The sequence below is a fragment of the Accumulibacter sp. genome (genome assembly GCF_036625275.1).
GTDB lineage: Bacteria > Pseudomonadota > Gammaproteobacteria > Burkholderiales > Rhodocyclaceae > Accumulibacter.
In genome coordinates, this window is sequence record NZ_JAZKUD010000088.1 from 1 (window position 1) to 17,231 (window position 17,231).

The 17,231-nt window shown below is 61.4% G+C and carries 11 protein-coding genes, 1 tRNA gene and 3 pseudogenes; 3 read left to right on the forward strand and 12 right to left on the reverse strand.

Annotated features, from left to right (window positions below):
- Window positions 1-604: pseudogene (gene acnA / locus V5B39_RS18545) on the forward strand (aconitate hydratase); the annotation flags it as partial.
- Window positions 605-660: 56 nt separating this feature from the next.
- Here the strand turns inward: acnA and V5B39_RS18550 are convergent.
- From V5B39_RS18550 to V5B39_RS18575, 6 genes are all read right to left on the reverse strand, one after another.
- Window positions 661-4,722, reverse strand: a complete 4,062-nt coding sequence (locus V5B39_RS18550) for an EAL domain-containing protein (protein WP_332344350.1) — start codon at window positions 4,720-4,722, stop codon at window positions 661-663.
- A gap of 34 nt (window positions 4,723-4,756) precedes the next feature.
- Complete coding sequence (locus V5B39_RS18555) at window positions 4,757-5,887, reverse strand: ABC transporter substrate-binding protein (RefSeq protein WP_332344351.1); 1,131 nt, start codon at window positions 5,885-5,887, stop codon at window positions 4,757-4,759.
- An 892-nt stretch (window positions 5,888-6,779) separates the two neighbouring features.
- A complete protein-coding gene (locus tag V5B39_RS18560; protein ID WP_332344352.1) occupies window positions 6,780-8,261 on the reverse strand; it encodes a hypothetical protein in 1,482 nt (493 codons plus the stop codon).
- Entirely contained in the window at window positions 8,245-8,964 is a 720-nt protein-coding gene (locus tag V5B39_RS18565; protein ID WP_332344353.1) for a protein phosphatase 2C domain-containing protein, read from the reverse strand. Before V5B39_RS18565 ends, V5B39_RS18560 begins: the two co-directional genes overlap by 17 nt.
- 10 nt (window positions 8,965-8,974) lie before the next feature.
- Entirely contained in the window at window positions 8,975-9,697 is a 723-nt protein-coding gene (locus V5B39_RS18570) for a hypothetical protein (RefSeq protein ID WP_332344354.1), read from the reverse strand.
- Window positions 9,698-9,725: 28 nt separating this feature from the next.
- Window positions 9,726-10,520 (reverse strand): hypothetical protein, encoded by a 795-nt coding sequence (locus tag V5B39_RS18575; RefSeq protein ID WP_332344355.1) that lies wholly within the window; start codon window positions 10,518-10,520, stop codon window positions 9,726-9,728.
- A 120-nt stretch (window positions 10,521-10,640) separates the two neighbouring features.
- Between V5B39_RS18575 and V5B39_RS18580 the strand changes: the two genes are divergently transcribed.
- Window positions 10,641-11,309: an NUDIX hydrolase gene (locus tag V5B39_RS18580; protein ID WP_332344356.1), complete on the forward strand. Its 669-nt coding sequence runs from the start codon at window positions 10,641-10,643 to the stop codon at window positions 11,307-11,309.
- Between the two features lie 34 nt (window positions 11,310-11,343).
- Here V5B39_RS18580 and V5B39_RS18585 read toward each other — a convergent pair whose 3' ends face one another.
- On the reverse strand, window positions 11,344-14,367 hold the full coding sequence (locus tag V5B39_RS18585; RefSeq protein ID WP_332344357.1) for an ankyrin repeat domain-containing protein: 3,024 nt from the start codon (window positions 14,365-14,367) through the stop codon (window positions 11,344-11,346).
- Window positions 14,368-14,572: 205 nt separating this feature from the next.
- Here V5B39_RS18585 and V5B39_RS18590 point away from each other — a divergent pair.
- Window positions 14,573-14,649: transfer RNA gene (locus V5B39_RS18590), tRNA-Arg, on the forward strand.
- Window positions 14,650-14,721: 72 nt separating this feature from the next.
- On the opposite strand, the gene V5B39_RS18595 is transcribed toward V5B39_RS18590, so the two are convergent.
- From V5B39_RS18595 to V5B39_RS18615, 5 genes and pseudogenes are all read right to left on the reverse strand, one after another.
- Window positions 14,722-15,012 carry a group II intron maturase-specific domain-containing protein gene (locus tag V5B39_RS18595; RefSeq protein WP_332344360.1) on the reverse strand — a complete coding sequence of 97 codons (291 nt, stop codon included), beginning with the start codon at window positions 15,010-15,012 and terminating at the stop codon, window positions 14,722-14,724.
- A gap of 508 nt (window positions 15,013-15,520) precedes the next feature.
- Window positions 15,521-15,739, reverse strand: a pseudogene (locus V5B39_RS18600) (ParB N-terminal domain-containing protein); the annotation flags it as partial.
- Window positions 15,740-15,911: 172 nt separating this feature from the next.
- Complete coding sequence (locus V5B39_RS18605) at window positions 15,912-16,253, reverse strand: type II toxin-antitoxin system RelE/ParE family toxin (protein WP_332344358.1); 342 nt, start codon at window positions 16,251-16,253, stop codon at window positions 15,912-15,914.
- Window positions 16,250-16,489, reverse strand: a complete 240-nt coding sequence (locus tag V5B39_RS18610) for a type II toxin-antitoxin system ParD family antitoxin (protein WP_332344359.1) — start codon at window positions 16,487-16,489, stop codon at window positions 16,250-16,252. Before V5B39_RS18610 ends, V5B39_RS18605 begins: the two co-directional genes overlap by 4 nt.
- Before the next feature lie 265 nt (window positions 16,490-16,754).
- Window positions 16,755-17,146: pseudogene (locus tag V5B39_RS18615) on the reverse strand (DUF6362 family protein).
- Window positions 17,147-17,231 lie beyond the last annotated feature (85 nt).

The window sequence follows — 17,231 nt, forward strand, 5'->3', positions numbered from 1 at the left end:
CTCCTACGGCGCCCGCCGCGGCCACCATGAGGTGATGATGCGCGGCACCTTCGCCAATGTGCGCATCCGTAACCTGATGCTGCCGGCCGACGCCGAAGGACGCCAGCCACAGGGCGGCTACACGCTGCTCGACGGCCAGCAGACGACGGTCTTCGCAGCCGCGATGCACCATCTCGAGCGTGGCACGCCGACGCTGATCTTCGCCGGCGAGGAGTATGGAACCGGGTCGTCACGCGACTGGGCGGCCAAGGGGACCCGCCTGCTCGGCGTACGGGCGGTGATCGCGCGCAGCTACGAACGAATTCACCGTGCCAATCTGGTCGGCATGGGCGTACTGCCATTGCAGTTCGTTGCTGAGGATTCGGTGACTTCTCTGGACCTGCGCGGCGACGAGACCTTCGACATTCTCGGCATCGGCCCGGGCCTGTTGCCGATGCAGATGCTCACCCTGGTGATCGAGCGCGCCAACGGCGAGCGCATCGAACGCCGGCTGCTGTGCCGCATCGATACGGCGATCGAGGTCAGTTACTACCAATCCGGCGGCATTCTGCCCTACGTTCTCGGCGAACTGCTCGGAGCATCTGTGGGAAGCACGACCGACTGACGGTCATGACTTTTCCGGGCACCCCCAATCATGAAAGCACTGACGCGACTTTCACATTAACCCGTCCTGCGGTTGTAGTGGAAACGGGCAAAGGATTCCGCCGCTGCCGGAGGGCTGTAGTAATAGCCCTGGATGGCATGACAGCCGTGCGCTTCCAGGTAATCGAGCTGCGCGATGGTCTCGACGCCTTCGGCGATGACTTCCATCTTCAGGCTGGTCGCCATGGCCACGATGGCATCGACGATGGCAGCATCATTGGTGTCGATCGACAGGTCGCGCACGAAGGATCGGTCGATTTTCAGGCGCGTCACCGGAAATCGCTTCAGGTAGGCGAGGCTCGAATAACCGGTGCCGAAATCGTCGATCGCCATTTTCACGCCCGCCGCGGCGAGTTGGTGCAAGACTGCCGTCGCCTGATCGGGATCGATCATCAGCATGCTCTCGGTCAATTCGAGTTCGAGGCTTGCCGGATCGATCCCGGAAGCGCGAATCATCGCCGAGATCCGCTCGCTCAGGTCCCGCTGCTGAAACTGCCGAGCCGACAGATTGACGCTGATGCGCAGACCGGGATGTCCGCCAAGCTGCCAGTGCTTGACCTGGCGACAGGCCTCGCCGAGCACCCATTCGCCGATCGGCACGATCAGCCCGGTCTCCTCGGCGATAGCGATGAAACGGTCGGGAGCGATCAGTCCCCGTTGCGGATGCTGCCAACGAAGCAGCGCTTCCATGCCGATGACCTCGCCGCTGCGGCAATCGACCTGCGGCTGATAATGCAGCAGGAACTCGCCACGTTCGATTGCCAGACGCAGATCGTTCTCGATCGTGACCCGTTCCTGCACGCTCTGATTCATCGCCTGCGTAAAGAACTGGAAATTGTTGCGGCCGCGTTCCTTGGCATGATACATCGCCGTGTCGGCGTTGCGCAGCAGGGTTGCCGCGTCATCGCCGTCCTCCGGATAAACGCTGATGCCGATGCTCGGCGTCACGTGCAGCGCATGGCCTTCGAGCAGGTATGGCGCGGCGACGACTTCCAGCACTTTCCGGGCGACCACGGCCACGCGCCGGATGGCCGCCAGTTCGGGGATGACGATGACGAACTCGTCGCCGCCCAGCCGCGCCACCGTCTCGGTCTGGCGCAATACTTCCGTCAGGCGCTGGGCGAGTTGTTCGAGCAGGCGGTCGCCGACGTCGTGCCCGAGCGTGTCGTTGATCAGCTTGAAATGATCGAGATCGAGGAACAGCACCGCCATATGGTCGTCGTTGCGTTTCGACTTGGCGATGGCCTGACGAATCCGGTCGTCGAGCAGGGTGCGGTTCGGCAGCTTGGTCAGCGCATCGTGGTGGGCAAGGAAGTGGATATCCTGCTCCCACTGCTTGCGTTCGCTGATGTCCAGGAAAGTCCCGGTGTAATGCGTCACTTCGCCGCCCGTATTGCGAACGGCGGTGACCGTCAGCCACGCGGGAAAAATCTCGCCATTCTTGCGCCGGCTCCATACCTCGCCGCGCCAGGCACCAACGTCAAGGATGTGTTCCCACATCGCTTGATAGAAGTCGGCATCGTGCCGCCCGGAAGAGAAAATTGTCGAGGTCTGCCCGATCAGTTCATGCTCCGTATAACCCGACAGGGTAAGCAGGGCCGGGTTGACCGAGAGAATGCGCCGCTCGGCATCGGTGATGCAGATGCCTTCGGCGCTCGCCGCAAACACGGTCGCCGCCAGACGTTGCGCTGCCTCGGCGCGACGCTCCTCGCCGAGACGCCAGATTTCCTGACTGATCAGTTGCAGGGTCTCGACCTCCAGCGGCGTGTAGGGTTCGGCCTTGTTGCCGATGCCGGTGATCAGCCGCACCTTGCCGTTGGCGATGACCGGCACGCTGACCATACGAAGCAATGGCGAGTGCCCCTGCGGCAGGCCACGACGGCACTCTGCCAACCCATAGTCGTTGCAGACCACCGGCTCGCGGCGGCGGACGACATCGGCCCAGATACCGGCCTGGCTGATCGGGTAATGTTTGTCGAAGGCTGCCGAACAGGATTCGTCGAGTGTGCGCCGCGACCACGCCGCAAATTCGATCGTCTCCTGATCGTCAGCAACGAAATGGACGAAAGAGATCGCGCTGCCGGTCAAGCGCTCGACCACTGCGAGGCAGTACGGCATGAATTCCTTGTCGGACATCCGCTCGGCGGCGCGCAGTATTTCGTGCAGCGCCGTAGCGCGTGCTGCCTGCAGGGCCAGCAGTTCATCGGCCCGTCGCTGTCTTTCTTCGGCACGCTGGCGCTCGGTGATGTCGGTCAGGATGCAGTGCGTCCGCGCCTCGCCCTGCGGATCGTGGTGAATGCGGCCGTTGATGAGCACGGTACGCGTTTCGCCATCCTTGCGCCGCAAGTCGAACAGCGGACCTTCGATGTGGCCGGCGGCGACGAAATTCGGGAAGTTCTCGGCGAGCACCGACAGCGAATGTTCCTCGATGAAATCGGTGATCGGACGCCCAAGCACCTCGTCACGCGCATAACCGCCAAGCAGGGCGAGCCAGGCCTCATTGACATCAAGAATCGCTGTATTCATGTCCAGCGACTGGTAGGGTAGAGGCGCCAGGTGGAACAGGCCTCGGTAACGCTCTTCCGACGCGGCGAGCTGCTCGGCGGCCGCGCGTTCGGCGGTGACATCGCGGGCAATGCCGGAAAAGCCGACGATGGCGGCGTCGCCATGGGTATCCGCATGGTCGACGACCATGTTCCACTGCAGCCGGTACACCGCACCATGGCGCGCAAGCTGCCGGACCTCGAACTGCAAGGCCGGGTCATCGCCTTGCAGCCAGGTGGTAAAAGCCTGTCGGGTGCGTTCGCGATCATCAGGGTGGACGAAATCAAAGGCCGGCAGTCCGATACAGGCAGCGGCCGGCAGGCCGAAATAGGTTTCGGCCATGTAATTGGCGAAACGCAGTCGCCCCTCGCGATCGACGCGGATGATCAGGTCGCGAGTGGTCTCGACGACACCGCGGTACTTGGCCTCGCTCTCGCGCAGCAGTGCTTCCCGTTCGAGCACGGCCTGGGCCATGCGGCGCATGCTTTGCGCCAGCTTTTCGATCTCGTCGGTGCCCGAGGGTGGGATCTGCGCGCGGTAATTGCCATCGGCCACCGCTTCCAGGTGCTTGGCGAACTGGCCAAGCCGCTGCGTCATCCGCCGGCTTGCCAGCACTGCCGCGATGACTGCCAGCAGCAGCGCCAGCAGACTGCCGAAGGCCAGCGACCGCAGCGTCGAACGGAACGTGGCGAAGGCCTGTTCGGTCGGCTGCGCGATCAGCGCCGTCCAGCCCGCCTCGCGGATCGGCGTACTGCTGCCGATGTAGTCGATGCCGTCCAGACGAAAGCGCGCGGCTTGCGGCGAGACCGCACCACCCTCACTCAACATTAGCGGCAGGTGGCTGAGGTTTTCCTGACGCAGGGCGCGTTCGGCGTCGGGATGTCCGACGACATTGCCGCGCCGGTCGACGATGATCGGCAGCACATCGGCGGCGCGGGCGAGCAATTCGGCAAAGCGCGAGACTTCCTGCAGATTGAGTTCGCCCACCAGGACGCTGTGCCTGGGTGCCGCAGTGGCCGATTCCGCGGTAATCGTCAAGGGCAGGGCCAGCGCCACGACAATGTATCCGCCAGTCGACAAATAGGTATCGGACCACACTGGGCGCTGCTGCGCACGCGCCGTGTGTACAAAGTGACGACCAGAGAAATCAATGCCGAGCTGGTTGTCGCGCAAGGCGCGGCGGGCCTTCGGCAAGCCGACGTCGAGAACCCGATCGGCACCATCGACGACATAAATCGATTCGATGGCACCAGCCGCCTGGGCCAGGGTATCGAGCATGATGCGTAGTCGGGCGCTGTCGATCCCCGGCTGGCTGCCGACATCGTCGGCTAGGAAGCCAAGATGAGAAGCAAATTCCGCCAGAAAAGCGTCGATCTGCATCGCCGTCGTTGTTCCGAGCGCGCGGTTCTGAGCCTCGACACCCGCGTTGAGACGCGGCAGGAGAACGCCGAGCAGCACTGCGATGACCATCAGAATGGCCAGCCCGACCAGCGACGACAGCCCGAGCGACAACCAGAATCGTAGCGAACGTGACATTTTCAGCCGTGGCCTCGTCGTTCCTGGAGGCTAGTCAATGCAGGCGCACGAAGGTGCCGTCACGGATGGTGGTCAGATAGGTCGCGCGTGCCGCGTCGCCGGTGGCGTCGAAACGTATCTCCGACTGGGCGCCGGAGAACACGCCGCGCGCAAGAATGACCTGCTTCAGGGTCTGACCGGGCTGTCTGGCGACGAGCGCATCGAGCACCACGTTCGCCGCGTCGAAGGCGGTCAGGCCGCCAAATCCCGGCTCCTGGCCGAAGCGCTCAAGGTAGCGCTTGCGGAAGGCCAGATAAGCGGGCTGTGTGCTGTCACGATCGATAAACTGCGCGATCGCGACGCCTTCGACCGCCTTGCCACCCAGTTCGATCAGACGCTCGGTGGCAGCCCACTCCGAGGTGCCGATGCGTACGACGGTATCGCGCTTGCGGATCTGCTGCACGAGTAGCGCGGCATCGACCGAATTGGCCAGGATCAGCACCAGCTCCGGTTGCGCCCTGAGAAGACGCTCCGCCAGGTCAGCAAACGAGGTTTCTCCGCTGGAACTGAAGGGAACGGTGATGCTGAGCGTGCCACCGGCCGATTCGAAGGCGCGGCGATAGTCGGTCAGCCAACTCTCGGTATAGGCCCGATTATGCAGATCATAGGCGACCGCGACACGGCGCAGCCCCAATCGATCGAAGTGATAAGCAGCACTGACGCGCGCGTATTCGGTGGTCGGAGCGACGACCCGCAGGAAATGATCGTCGATCCCGGTCAGTGTCGTGGTCGTTACCGTCGGGCTGAGCATCACCAGTTTGGCCTCGTTGACCAGCGGCACCGTAGTTACCGCCATGGCGCTGGTCATCGGCCCGATGATCGCCTCGACCTTGCGCTCCAACAGGCGGCCGACAGCCTTTCTGGCGAGATCCGGGTTCTGCTTGTCGTCCTCGACGATCAGTTCGACCATCCGGCCGTTCACACCACCGCTGCTGTTGCGTATTTCGACGGCCAACATCGCGCCATTGCGACCGGCAATTCCCAGGTCGGCCACCCGACCCGAGAGACCGCCGAGGAAACCCAGGCGCAGTGGCTCCGGCGGTGCACAGCCAGCCAACATGCCACCAATCGCAAGCAGGGCGGCGATACATTGCCACCAGCGTGGAAGCGAACTCTCTCCAGCCAAGGATCGATCCTCTCGACATCCGTCGAAAAAGACACGGCAGCGCTGACCACGCGCTTCCCGCCACAGGCTGATTGCCTGAAGTCATCCAGGACATTATGCAGAATGTCGGGCTCGCTGTCCAAGAAAGGTGCGAATTCAAGAGGGGCAAAGGGTGTTTTATGCCCCATTACCTCATTCAGACCAGAGCAGTCCTCTGGTTTCACTCCTGTGCTGCCACCGGGATTTCACGAATATGAGCATGAATCGTCGATGATCAACACCGATCTCCGGCAACGCGTGCGTTGAATGTGCGGATTCCGGATGCGGCTCGGATCGGTTTGAACGACGGCTTTCCCTGCCGGTGAATCTACTTTTTCCCCTCGCTGGCCGACCTGCTGTCGACATTCTGGGAACTGATGCTGCCAGACCGGGCATCCACTGCACGCGGCCTGCTCTCCGTGCTGCTTGCAATCTCATTGAGCGCCAGACGGCCGGGCCAGTCCACACCATTACCGGTACGGGCCTGAGCGACGGGGGAAAAGACTGGCGGTTTGCCCGTATCCGACGCCGGCGTGGCGCATTGCCCATGCTGCGCATCCTTGCCGTCCCTTTCCGAACAGGCCGGTTTCGGTTTTGCCGGCTGACAACGTCGATCCGTAAACTCGACTCGGCCATTGACCTCGCATCTGAACAATGAACCGGCAACGGCCGGTTGGCAGATTTGCAACCCCAGAAATACCACGCAAATGCCCCGCAATTTCATCGATAACTCCCATGTCCGCCCATAGACCGACTACGGAATTGATCTTCACACACCTCGACCATCCGCCCAGTGTCGAAAATCACGATCTGGACTGGTTAATGTGAAAGCCGCGTCAGCGACTCACGTCAGAAAGCCGCTTGCCCATGGCCACTATGCACCGTGCGCAGACACCTGAAGTCGATACATCAGCCCCCCGGAACGAAAACCGATTTGCCCGTCCAATCCCTCCAGGATCATTTCCGCCTTGACTGCAGCGGACTGTACTTGGCGTTGTGCAAAGGTCTTGCTCGAATAGACCCGCAGTTCGCCATTGCCGGGAATGTAGCCGACCATGCCATAACCATTGGAAGCGGCATTGATGAAGGTCTCTTCCGTGTGCTCCTGCTCGATGGCGCACCATTGACCAGCCTCGAGACGACACAGATAACGCGAGACCAGCGCGGTTCGCGGATCCTGCGCCAGAACGATGGCGAAGATGCCGTTGTCGGAAAAAACGTCGAGGACTTTCTGAGCACGCAGGAACGCCGCCGGAAAGATGTTGACCCGGTCGGCGACGGTCAACAGATAAGGCTGACCGAGGTAATTCGACAAACCGGCCGTACGGAAAAACACCGTCGCATTGGCCATCACCGGCCAGGTGGTACGTACGATCCCTGCTTCGTCGAGTTCGATCAAACCGCGGTCGGAATCATTGACCACGGCAAACAGCCTGCCGCCGATGCGCAACATACGGTCGTGGGCGACGTACGTTGCGGGAAATCCGGCCGCCGACGGCAGGGGTGAAGAGAGTCGGGTCACCGACACGACTGCATCGCCATGGTAAGTACGGCGATATCCTGGCGACGCCAGGCCGGTGTCATCGAGTGTCGCTGGCGGCAGCGTACGAACCCCCTCCTGAAAGGTCGCCCGATACCATTCGCGCAGCCTGGTCGGAACTTCGTCCAGGCTTCTGACGGCCGAATTCAAGCGGACACCGGCATCGAAAATCGACGCGTTCGCCATCATTCTCTCGACCAGCCTGCCCCGACCAAATGCCGGATGGATGCCTTTGTACGGATGAATCCCGATGAAGATCTGGAAGGTGACGATGCCCCAGGCAAACCAGTCCGTATATTCCGAAAATTCGGTCGCCGACCAGTCCCGGATCGACGGCATCAGGGCGCTCGCCTGGTAAGGGCCGACCTGCCATGAATCGACATCGATGACCCAGGGTGTCGTGCCATCGACCAACCAGTTGAATTCGTTGGCATCAACCAGCAGGGCCTGGCGCGAATGCGCAAAACTGACGATCTCGCGCATGGCAAGGACGGTTTTCGTGGTCTCCGCAGTGCCGAAGTGGTTGGCCTTGCGCCATGCTTCGGCGAACAGGTTCGGCAGCGAGGTGCCATGGCGACGTTCCATCCAGTAGCCGACGAAGCCTCCCTGCTCGTCGCGCAGCACGCCACGCGGGTGGACCACGCCAGGATGGGCGAATGCGTGCAGCAGACGGATCTTGTCCGAAAGATCACGCGGTTGATGATAGAGCTTGTACGCCTCGCCGCCTTTCGCATACACCGCCCCCTCGCCACCGGATGCCACGAGATGGCAGGCGTCGAGGATGACCGTTCCCCTGTTTTCAGCGATCAGTTTCATGGTAAGCCGCCACGGCAATGTCGTCAGCCGGCGGCATGCCTTTCAGGGCACGCAGCGCACGGCGTTTGAGAAAACTACCAGCGAGGGTCTTGTACGCCGTCAGTTGCGACACCGCATCGACCACCTGGGTATGATCGAGTTGCAGCATCCCGTCGGTGGCGATCAGGAATTTCCGGGGTTTCCCGGCTTTCCAATACAGGCCACCCGACAAGGCCTGCGTTTCTCCTTCATGACTCTCGATCATTCCCGTCAGACCGGGGTCGCCTTCCAGGAGGTAGACCGGATACAGCGGGATGTTACCGTCCCACTGCACCACTTTCAGAACCTTGCTGCCATCCGGGTACTCGGCGTAGAGCACGCCATCCCCCCAGAGCCAGACATCGACCTCGCCGTTCCGCTCGACGAAACCACCGACGGTCGTCAGGAGATCGGCATGACTGGCATACCCTTGCGACAAGGTGGCGCGCAGGCTGGCAAGCAACCGGCGCTCGATCTCCTCGACTGCGCCTTGCTGCATGGCACGCAGCATCGCCATGGCCACCAGACGCGCCCCGATGTCGGGGCGTCCCGCCGAGTTGCTGCAGCCGTCGGCGACCACGCCATAACATCCGCTGGCGCTGTTCTCGTGCGTGGCATAGTCCTGGCAGGGTTCGGCTGCCAGGGCATGCGCAGACCCGATGGCAAAGTAGCTGTCGACTCCCATCACGCGCGCCTCAGAACACCAGGGCCAGGCTCGGACCACCGGTACCCAGACTCTGCGATTGTGAAGAGATCGAATGACTGACGAATCTCGCCAGTTTGGCCAGCGCGCCGGGGGTGGCATCGGCGACGTCCACGTACTGGTCGACCCCGGCCTGGGCGGTAAAGCTTTGCAGTTGCAGGCGATACTGGGCCGCGTTGATGCCGATCAGGACCACCCGGATCGACTCGAGCCACTCTGCGCTCACCCCGGCAAGAATTTCTCTGGCGATGTCTTTCGGGCCATACGAGGTCGATGCGTTGTCGTCCCCGTCGGTAATCACGAAGACGATGGCATTGACACCGAAATCGGCGTCCGCAAGTTTTTTCGCATAGGCATTGGTCGCCGAGACAGCGGCCATGGTCGCATCGTAGAGGGCAGTCATGCCGCCGGTGGTGGGAACCACATAGGCGGCAGGATCAATCGCGGCGAGTTCGGCAAAGCCGTGGATCTCCGTGACGCGGGTATTGAACTCGATCTGCCGCAGCAGCAGGTAGGCGGCGCGCGGGCTTTTCTGGCAGGCCTCGACGACGGCGCGTTTCATCGCCAACAATTCTTTCGCGAAATGACTGACGCTACCGGTTCTGTCGGTGACCACACTGACCAGGGTGTACTCGGTCGCCCCGAGCTTATCCGGGCGTGTCGCGGAAAACGTGAATCCGGCGGCTTTTCCGGATTGCATGTCGATCAGTTTCATCATCAGCTCCTTGTCTGGACTGTCGTCATCAATAATCGGTTGATTTCATCACGCGCATGCCGCGGGCCGTCATCTCGGTGATGAAATCGGCGCCGAGAGACTCGAAGCCTGTCACTGGGCTCGAGCAGTCTTCGAGCAGCACCAGCTTTCTGACGTTATCGTCGCCAAAATTTGCGGCAATGTCGCGCACCGTGCTGGCCACGCAGTGCGACAACGCTTCCCCGGCGATCAGAATCTGATCGGCGCGAGCCAGCGTGTCGATGAACCGGGTATTGACCAGGGTAGACGGATCGGCGGCGTCGGGCACTTCTGCCTGAACGGCGCTGTAATGTTCCGTGAAGGGATTCGATCCCTTGGTGACATAGTCTACGATTTCCATCCGGTCACGCGCCCAGCGGTTGAGTGCGCCCATCAGATCGACCTGGATGTTGTGTCCCCAGCTACCGATCAGACAGTGTTCGGGCCAGATCACCAGCGCATAACGCCCGGCCTGGCTCAATTGCCTGACGTAAGCTGCGCTGCGTGCCTGTGCGTCAGGATGACGCGCGCGCCATTTCCCGGCAACCATGTCGGCCTGGCTGATGACGGTAAACGGCAAAGGCGGATTGCCCAGCGAATCCACCCACCAGGAAGCGTGGGCAATATCCACCGGGTTGTGCGAATCCAATGTGACGTGGATGTCGTACAGACGAGCGGCGTGGGCATCGACAAATGCCGCCAGGCGTTGCATGTCGGCATGGGCGCCGGCGACCGGCAGCGCAGCACCCGCGATGTCGCAGAAGTCATTCTGCGGGTCAATGATGAGCAAGTGAGTCTTCTTCATAACGTTCTCCCGATGTTCGTGGCGTTTTGCCACTAAGCACAGTGTAGCAAGCATATTTGCTAAATGCAACTAACTTGGGTAAAATTTTTTCCATCCTGAATCGCCGGAAAAACCATTGCCATGTACCCACCGATCATCGTCACCGTCGATGTGGTTCTGATGACCCTTTGTCTCGATGTGCTGTGTGTGGCGCTGATCCGGCGCCCAAACGCCCCCTTTGCCGGCGAGCTGGCCTTGCCTGGGGGATACGTCCATGCGCAGGAGGATGGGAATGCGGAGGATGCGGCCTACCGCATCCTGCGCGAGAAGATGGGCATCAGGCCGCCCTACCTGGAACAGCTCGCAACGTTTGCCGGAGATCAGAGAGACCCGCGCGGCTGGTCCGCGAGCATCGCCTATTTTGCCCTGGTCTCGCCAACGACCGAGGCCACCTGGCAGCCGGTGAACGAGTTGAAAACTCTCGCTTTCGATCACGCGGCGATCATCCAGGCAGCGGTCGACAGGTTGCGGAGCAAGTCGGCCTATTCCGTTCTGCCTGCCTACCTGCTGCCGGAAACCTTCACGCTTGCGGAACTCCAGAAGATCTACGAACAGGTTTTGGGATCACCGCTGGATAAGAGTTCTTTCCGGAGAAAGATCAAGGAACTCGATCTGCTCGATCAGGTCGCCGGCAGCTTTCAGATCGGCAACCAGCGGCCCGCACAGATTTACCGCCTGAAAAAGATGATGACCTTCGACAGAACCTTGAGTCAGTCGGCCCCTCGGAAAACCGGGCGGAGTGGCCAGTGAAGCGCCCGTTCGCCGGAGAAATTCACCGGCGAAATCAACGCTTCTTGCGTTCCTCCCACTCCCGCAGCAGACGTTCGACTTCAGGGCGCCGGCGATCTTTCGTTTCGCCACTCGAATTCAGTGGCGCAGCGCCGGCCCGAGCTGCCTGCCGGTGTTCCCGGAACGCCTTTAATTCAACCTGGCGAACCGCCTCCAAGGCCACAGCGCGCTCGGTGGCGATGGGCGCGTGGCGTTTTTGCAGGCCGCCCAGAGTGAGATAGTGGTCGATGGCCTCCGGGAGCCGCTCCCATCCAACAGACTCCCGGCGGCTATCCGGCCGGGAAAATTCGTTGATCAGCGGCAGATTGAGCACCGTATAGATCGGCGTCCACCGTTCTTCGTCCCCCTGCCTCTGCCGTAACGAGAGTCTGGGATTGAACTGATACCAGCCCTGCGCGACGCGCATGAACAAGGCCCGGTTGTAGGCGTAATCACGATGGATTTCGTTGCGGGCAAGCACGCCGGAAAGATGCTGGCGTTTGTTGCGTTCGGGACGGACGATATTGGCCGGCAGGTGCTGCCAGGCGCCGAGAATCGCCTGCGTATCGAAGGCGCCGTTGGCGCGACGCTGCCAGTGGGTGAAGCGTGACTTGAACAGCACCCACAACGTCTGAAAAATGAAGTATTCGGACAGATGCCGGTCGATGCGCACCAGTCGATCACCGGTATTGACGTCGATGCTCGCCGGCGCCAGCAGTTCATAGAGGGCGGCCAGCGGACCGCCGGCAAACCTGGCATCGCGGAAAGCCTCGCGCAAGGCCCAGTGCAGGGCGTTGTAGCCATAATGATCGACCGTCTCGCGGTTGGCGCCGCGTTCGAGCAGGGCTTCCACCAAGGGCACATTGCCGGCAACGGCCGCAGCCATCAATGGCGTCTGGTTCATCGGCAGGCGATGGTCGATGCCGTACTGCTCGCATTGCCTGAGAATATCCTTGAAATGGTGGGCGAAGTAAGGGATGTAGGTCTTGCGGCCGAAGTTCGCGCGTTGCTGCGCAAAATTTTTGGCCGGCTCGAATCTGACCTCGCTGACCAGCCATTCGGCCAGTTGCGGTTCATCGTGACAAGTCGCGTATTCGTAAAGCTGCTGCTTTATCTTCGCGCCAGGCGCCTGTTCGCGAAATACCTTGACCAACAGTTCGATGACCTTGGTTTCGTCGAACACTGGCCAGGGTACCGGCACCTGCTTCAGAATCGTGCGACGGATCGCTTCGGCCTGTTCCTGCTTGCCTTGCAGTTCCAGCTTGCGCGCTTCCTTCTGCCAGTCTTCGAGGGTCGATTGTCTGGCCTCGACCTTGACCTGACCGGGGCTCAGGTCGAGCAGTGCGAAGAGTGGATGTGCGGTGTCCGACTCGATGATGTAGATGTTCCGGATGGCGCGTGTCAGCGCCACATAAAGGGCATTGACAAAGAATTTGTAAACTTCCAGCGACTTGTCGCTCTTGTCCTTTGCTCGCCGGTAGTCCAGGGTCTCGACGGTCAGGTCGGCCCGGGCAACGCCCTCGACGATGTCGCTGAACTCGGCGCGATGATCGGAAATGAAACGGTAAAGAATGATGTTTTCGTATTCGAGGCCTTTGGCCTCATGAATCGAGAACAGCAGCGGTGTCGCGAAGTGCCTTCTCGCTTCCACCTTGTCTTCGTCGCGCATCACCAGCACGGCAAACTGGGTGGACTGGCGAATTTTCTGGTCGAGTTCGCGCTTGCCGAGTTCCTTGTCGGGCATCAGTGCGACCTGTCCGGTGTCGCCGCCCACTGCCTGAACCAGGAAGTTGCTCTCGCGATCGATCGAGCCAAAGCGCCTTTGCTTGATTTTCAGCAACTGGTTGGCGACCCGCGTGGCCTCCAGACCGTTGCGAAAATTGGCCGTGAGTACGTGCAGTTCCTGCCGCTCGGCCAGCTTGGGGTCTTTCCAGAACAGGCTCTTGACCTGACTCCAGGAAAAAAAATTGGGATGGACGATCTGGTTGGAATCGCCGCAGAGCAGAAAATGGCCGGGTTTTCTCAAGGTCTTGAGGACCAGCGCCAATTGCACGGTGGTGATGTCCTGCACCTCGTCGATGACCACGAAGTCGTAGCGTGGTGCGGCCAGCCGTTGCCAGTCCTGGGCGACGAGATTCAGGTCGTAGAGTTTCGCCTCGGCGAGCCAGTCGCGATACTTCTCGAACAGATCGTAGAGTTTGCCGCGCAGCTCGACGGGGAAGATCGACTGGCGTATGCCGAGCGCCAGGTACTCGTCGCGTGCGAGAACGCCGCCGGCGCCGGCCGCCAGCACGCCGCGAATTTCTTCGAAGACCTGATGGCCGTCGAATTCCTTGAAGGCTTGCCGCAGCCGCCCGAACCAACCGGCAAAGTCGCGCCAGCCGGCTTCCCGGCCCGGCGGCACGCGGATCGATTCGACAAACTCTCGGTACGAGAGGAATACCGCCTCCTGAGCGGTGTGCTCGAAGCCGTTCGCGTAATAGAGATCGCGGGCGCTCTGCGCCAGGTAGGCGGAGTGGGTGACGTAGAGTACCTCGCCTTCTGCGTGCTTGAGCTTTTCCAAGGTCAGCGCGGTCTTGCCGCTACCGGCGCAGCCAACGACGATCAACGGCGCTGGCCGGCGATAGATGGCCTCCTGGGTGTCATCGAAGGAGATCGGCTTGTCCAGCAGATGAATCGTCGTACGTTCCGGATGCAGGTAGCGTACCGGCTGTGCTTCCCTGATCGCTTCATCGACGCCAATCTCCGGAATCTTTTCGTCGTCGATTGCCGCGCCGCGCAGAAAGCGCGACTTGTCGTAATCGTGGTTACTGATCACTTCCAGCATCAGCGCGCAGGTTTCATTGCCGTGACGAATCAGGGTGAACAACAGCCGGGCGGCATCATCGAGTTTGGCCCGGTAAAACCGGCCATGGCTGAGATTGGCCAGCTTCTTGACCTGTGCGGCGCCAAAGTCGTTGCGTGCGATGGCCTCCACCACCTTGCGATAGCCGGCCTTGACTCGAGACGTGTCGAGTCCGTTGTATTCGAGAATTTTCATGGTTTATTTGCTCGGATGATCTGGGTCGGACTGGCCGCTTGGAAGGGGCATGACGCCGGACATCCGCCTGACGGGCTTTGCTGCATGCATCTCCCTGCGGCGATTCTAACCGTTTCTGGACAGGCTTGCGGCAGCACCAACGGCCACCACAGCGGTTGCGGGGTGGACTACCCCGAGCAAAGCGGTTAAGCTCTCGATCCTGCACGCGCCCGTAGCTCAGTTGGATAGAGTACTGCCCTCCGAAGGCAGGGGTCGGACGTTCGAATCGTCTCGGGCGTGCCATGAATTCAATGGCTTGGCTGATACTGGCATGGCGTACCTGATTCTGTATGGAATCCAGACAGAATTCGCGCTTCAGATCGACCGAAAATTTCCCCTCACGACCGCGGAACATGCCTGAAGATGGCTTGCCGCCGGACCCCCCCAGCGCCTTGCCGAGGTCTCCCGTGACAAGCGCAGGATTTGCCCTGCTCGTACGGTCGGGGACTGATGCGATGCGGCCATGGCAGGCCGTCTGTACTTCCTCATCGCCCAAGCCACCAACGTCTTGTTGAAGTGTCTGAAGACGGGGTACATCGCCGACCGATAGAATCTTCCGTAATACGCGAGCCAACCCCTCAGGATTGGATTGTGCAGTCGGGAGATTCACGAGGATCTGCGCGGCGGCTGCCATCACGGTCATGGCAGCGGCGAAGACGCCCTGCATCAGACGATCCCAATCACCAATGCCGCCGGTCGTACAGGCGCGCTGGTTGGCGTACGGCGGGCTGGTGACGAGCAGGTTCGCCTGTTCGCCAGCCATCAGCGTGCCGACCACGGCAGCGTCGGCGGCGTCACCGCAGATCAGGCGGTGCGTGCCGAGAGCCCACACATCGCCGGAGCGAGAGACGGGATTGGCCGGCACCTCGGGCACGTCATCGGCTTCGTCCTGGCCGCCCTGCGACTCATTCTCAGCAGGATGATCATCGACCAGCAGGGCGTCGATCTCGGAGGCGTCGAATCCCGTCAAAACGAGGTCGAACTCGGCCAGCTTCAGGTCTTCGAGTTCCAGCGCCAGCAAGGTGTCATCCCAACCCGCCCAGGTCGCCGAACGGTTGGCGAGCAGGCGGAATGCCTTGATCTGGGCATCGGTCAGTTCATCGGCCAGCACCACGGGAACCGTGCTCAAGCCCAGTCTGCGCGCCGCCTTGAGCCGGAGATGACCATCGACAATCTCCCCGCAGCTCCTGGCGACCACCGGAATCCGGAAACGGAATTCGGTGATGATGACGGCCATCTGCTCGACAGCGTGATCGTTCTTGCGCGGATTGCGGGCGTAGTCGATCAGTCGATCGACAGGCCACTGCTCCAGCTGGAGTTCGGATGGGGCCAAGTTTGACCTCTGAGAAATGGAAACGGCCCGGACGGGTCAGGTCGCGGGCCGTGGGTGGCGCTGAAAGCAAAAACCTGCCACGGGGGCGGGTTCGGGGGTGTTGGTCAGGCGTTACCCTACGTGACCCGGAAAACCGGAAAGCGTTATCACAATCCGTCGGTAGCCGCCGGGCTCAAGGCGCATCGCCCATGTCCGGAGCACCCGGCAACCAGGCCGGAATGTCGCGCTCGCCATGGAGCACGCGCCAGACATCGATGTGGTCGCTGCGCTCGACGTAAAACACAAGGTAGGGGTAGCGTGTCAATGGCCAGGAGCGCAAACCGGGCAGATTCAGTTCGTGGGCGTAGCGTGGTGAACCTGTCGCAGGATGGCGGCCGATGTGGGCATAGGCTCGCTCCAGGTCTTCGACAAAACCCAGCGCTGCCTGCTCTGCGTCCTGACTCAGGTAATGCTCGATGACCTCATCGACATCCCTGTTGGCCAACTCGCGTGGAATGACCAGCCTGACCTTCACCCGCGGGCGCGCGCCCTGATGCGGTCACGCAGTCCCGTGAAATAACCGGCATCGGCGGGGCCTGCAGGAAGGGAAGAGGCCCCCGCCAGGAGCAGGGCACGCAGTTGTTGGCAATCCTGATCCTTGCGGATCAACTCGCGTACGTACTCGCTGCTGGTCCCGTAACCGCGCTGCGAAACCTGCTCGTCAACGAAGGTCTTGAGGGCGTCAGGCAAGGAAATATTCATCGTGCTCATGGCGCCATACTAGGGCGTTTGGCAAAAAATGGCAAGGATGACTCGCTGGACCACGATTCCCGGCGCCTTCTGACGGTGGCAGGTCATCAGGCGGCGGGTGATGATTTTCTGGTCGTTCGCTGCTCCCGCACCTTTCCCAACCATAGCCGTGACTGTAGCGAAAAACGGTCCGAGATGCGACACCCTCTCTGAGCTCTGAATTTGGCAATGCCTCGCAGGCTTCCGCAATAACCCGAAAGTGTCCGATAACCCTATCAAAATTTTTTCATGATGCCATGGCCCTCGCTTCGTTGAGCCGGTCGGCAACGCTCTGGATTGCACGTTGCCAGTGGCGTTGCGCCGTCCGGGGCAGCAGGCCGCGCGAAGCGCGATGTCCCGCCAGCCGTAGCGCCTGGCGCGCATCCAGACGACGTGGCGCTGCTCGACCTCCAGCCATTGCACCCAGCGCATCGTCTCCAGCATCCGCTCGATGGCCTGCAAGCTGGGCGGCAAGGGACGGTAGTCGGGCTCGTCCTCGGGATAGGTTTCCCACGCCTCGCGGGCGAAGGCAGGCCAGACGTTGAAGTAGCCCTGCACCTGCACGCGGGGCAGTCGCCGGCCAGTCTCGGCGGCTTCGGCGAATCGTGCCGCCACGTCTTCGGTGGTCCAGTCAGCCATGACGGCCCCCTCCCAGTCCGTACAGCCGTTCGCCCAATCGCCGGACGAACTCGCGTTCGACGAAGTCCAGCCGCTCGTCGGTGTC